Annotated in this window: 2 protein-coding genes; both read left to right on the top strand. The window is 64.5% G+C overall.

Translation table 11 applies throughout. The annotated features are described in order from the left end of the window. On the top strand, positions 1–2,150 hold a 2,150-nt coding region (locus tag Q0L57_RS08105), incomplete at its 5' end, for a 3'-5' exonuclease (protein WP_296740922.1). A 194-nt stretch (positions 2,151–2,344) separates the two neighbouring features. Further along, on the top strand, positions 2,345–3,619 hold a 1,275-nt coding region (locus Q0L57_RS08100), incomplete at its 3' end, for an esterase-like activity of phytase family protein (protein ID WP_296740920.1).

Here is a 3,619-nt window from a genome sequence, read left to right as displayed (position 1 = left end):
AGATGGTCGACAACTGGAAGAACAAGGGCCTCGGTCCCGACGAAATAGCGGAAGGCGATGCGCGCAGCTTCGCCAACGGCAAGGGCCGCCAGCTCTACAAGGCCTACCAGGAAAGGTTGCAGACGCTGAACGCCTGCGATTTCGGCGACCTGCTTTACCACCCGATCCGCATCTTCCGCGCCTATCCGGACGTGCTGAAGGAATACCACCGCAAGTTCAAATACATCTTGGTCGACGAATACCAGGATACCAACACCGCCCAGTACATGTGGCTGCGCCTATTGGCCCAGCGGCCGGAAGGCAAGCCGATCTCCCCCCTTGAGGGGGAGATGTCCGGCAGGACAGAGGGGGGCGCCTCGCGCCGACAGGCCGGTGGGGCACCACCCCCCTCTGTCGGCTCCGCCGACATCTCCCCCTCAAGGGGGGAGATCGGGCGCTCTTCCTCCGAAGGCCGAGGCAAACCCACCGTAAATATTTGCTGCGTCGGCGACGACGACCAGTCGATCTATGGCTGGCGCGGCGCCGAGGTCGACAACATCCTGCGCTTCGACAAGGATTTTCCGGGCGCCACGATCATCCGGCTGGAGCGCAATTACCGCTCCACCGCCCATATACTGGGCGCCGCCTCGCATCTCATCGCCCACAATGAGGGCCGCTTCGGCAAGACGTTGTTCACCGACCGCAACGATCCCGAGGACGACAAGGTGCATGTCCATGCCGCCTGGGATTCGGAAGAGGAGGCGCGCGCCATCGGCGAGGCCATCGAGGTCTACCAGCGGCAGAAGCACAATCTCAACGACATGGCAATCCTGGTCCGCGCATCCTTCCAGATGCGGGCCTTCGAAGATCGCTTCATCACGCTCGGCCTCAACTACCGCGTCATCGGTGGTCCGCGCTTCTATGAGCGGCTGGAAATTCGCGATGCGCTGGCCTTCTTCCGCGTCGTCGCCAACGGCGGCGACGACCTCGCCTTCGAACGCATCGTCAACGTGCCGAAGCGCGGGCTGGGCGAAGCCACGATCCGCCAGATCCACGACACGGCGCGCGCGCTCCGCATTCCGATGCTGGAGGCGGCGGGCAATCTCGCCGAAAGCGACGAGATGAAGCCGAAGCCGCGCGCGGCCTTGCGCGAAGTCGCGGCCAATTTCGAGCGCTGGCAGAAGGCGCTGGAGGCCACGCCGCACACCGAGCTCGCCGAGACCATCCTGGAGGAGAGCGGCTACACCGACATGTGGAAGAACGACCGCTCGGCCGAAGCGCCGGGACGGTTGGAAAACCTCAAAGAGCTGATCCGCTCGATGGAGGAGTATGAATCGCTGCGCTCCTTCCTCGAGCATGTCGCGCTGGTCATGGAGGCCGAGCAGAGCGAGTCGCTCGATGCCATCTCCATCATGACGCTGCATTCGGCCAAGGGCCTCGAATTCGAGACCGTGTTCCTGCCCGGGTGGGAGGAAGGCCTGTTTCCGCATCAGCGCGCGCTGGACGAAGGCGGCCGTTCCGGCCTCGAGGAAGAGCGTCGCCTCGCCTATGTCGGCCTGACGCGCGCCAAGAAGAACCTGCACATCTGGTTCGTCTCAAACCGCCTCATCCACGGTCTGTGGCAGTCGACCATCCCGTCGCGTTTCCTCGACGAACTGCCGGAAACCCATGTCGAGGTCGCCGAGGCGGGCAACAGCTATGGCGGCTACGGCAATCCCTATGGCGGCGGCGCCTTCGCCTCGGGACGCGGCGGTGGCCGGCAAAATCCCTATGGCGCTTCCCGCTTCGACAATATCGGCGCCGAGAAGACGGGCAGCTTCTCCAACACCTATTCGACGCCCGGCTGGCAGCGTGCCCAGGCGAACCGCAACGAGGCGACCGACCGCAATTGGGGCACGCGCTCCGGCCATCAGGTGGAACGCATCGGCTATGGCGAGACCGATAGCGGCTACGGCGCCGGCCGCACCAGCGTGAAGGGCCGCACCATCGAGGGTGAGCTGGTCGCGAAGTCGGTCGCCGACACGCCGTCCGCCTTCAGTGTCGGCGACCGCGTCTTCCACCAGAAATTCGGCAACGGCAACATCGCGGCCATCGACGGCAACAAGCTGACCATCGACTTCGACAAGGCCGGTCAGAAACGCGTGCTCGACGGGTTTGTGACCGGGGTATGAGACGGCTTCCGGCCGCGCATCCGCTCAACAACGCCGCGCGCTTGATTAGCTCCAACTAAGCAACGCCGCCTGTCACGCAGGCATCATATTGGCGTCCTAGACCGCAGTCCCTGGGTCTTTTCATCGTTCATCGAGGGTAGGCTTCCCGCCTGCCTTCCATTTCTTTTCTCAACGTTGTTGAAGGGGGTACCTCTATGGAAAATCTGCATCCACTCGCGCTGCGTCTGCTCGCCGCCGCGACGCTTCTGGCTTCCACCGTTTCATTTCCCCTCGCCGCAATTGCCGAGGGCGTCGCCTACATCAACAAGGGGATCGTCGGCGTCGGCCGCATCCCCGCCAGCCAGAAGGACAAGTTTGGCGAGACCTTCGGTTCCGGCTCCGGCATGGCGATCGACACCAAGTCCTGGACGCGCGACGGCTCGAGCTACAAGGGCTCGCTCTGGCTGCTGCCCGATCGCGGCTACAACGTCGAAGGCACCACCGACTATCGCCCGCGCCTCAACACGATCTCGATCGAGCTGACGCCAACCGTTGCCGGCTCCACGCCCACCGCCGGACAGGAACAGACGGGCGTCAAGGCGGCACTCGCCGACACCATGCTTCTGACCGACGACAAGGGCAACGACGCCACCGGCCTCGATCCGCTCAACGGCGTGCGTGCCGCGGCCGGGGACATGCCGATGCTGCCGCAGGCCGACAATGGCAAGCTTTCGCTGGACAACGAGGCGGTCGTACGCTTGCCCGACGGCACGATGTTCATCTCGGACGAATATGGCCCCAACATCTACCGCTTCTCGGCCGAGGGCCGCCTGATGTCTGCGACCCAGCCTCCGGCGGCGCTTGTGCCGATGCGCAATGGCAAGCCGAATTTCGCCTCCAACAACCCCGGCCCCGGCGCCGCCGCTCCCGATCCGAAGGATCCCGACACCGGCCGCCAGAACAACCAGGGCCTGGAAGGCATGTCGATGACGCCGGACGGCAAGTTCCTGATCGCCGTGCTGCAGTCGGCGACCCGCCAGGATGGCGGCGATTCCGGCTCGACCCGCCAGCATACCCGCGCGCTGGTCTATGACGCCTCCGACCTTGCCCATCTCAAGCTGGCGCACGAATATGTCGTGCCGCTGCCGGTGTTCAAGGACGCCAAGGGCAAGACCAAGGTGGCCGCGCAAAGCGAGATCGTGGCGCTGTCCGACAAGAGCTTCCTGATGCTGGCGCGCGACAGCAATAACGGCCAGGGCCTGAAGGACGCCGAGTCGGTCTATCGCAAGATCGAGATCGTCGATCTCTCCGGCGCGACCGACATCGCCAACGGACCGTTCGACGCGGCCGACCAGCCCGTCGCGCCGAAGGGCGTGCTCGATCCGTCGGTGACCCCGGCCAAGCTGACCTCGTTCATAGACATCAACGACAAGGGCGAGCTCGGTCGCTTCGGCCTGCACAATGGCGAGCCGAACGACAGGAACAATCTC

It is taken from the genome of Mesorhizobium sp., from assembly GCF_024509055.1.
GTDB lineage: Bacteria > Pseudomonadota > Alphaproteobacteria > Rhizobiales > Rhizobiaceae > Mesorhizobium.
This window is presented reverse-complemented; position numbering and strand designations above follow the sequence as displayed.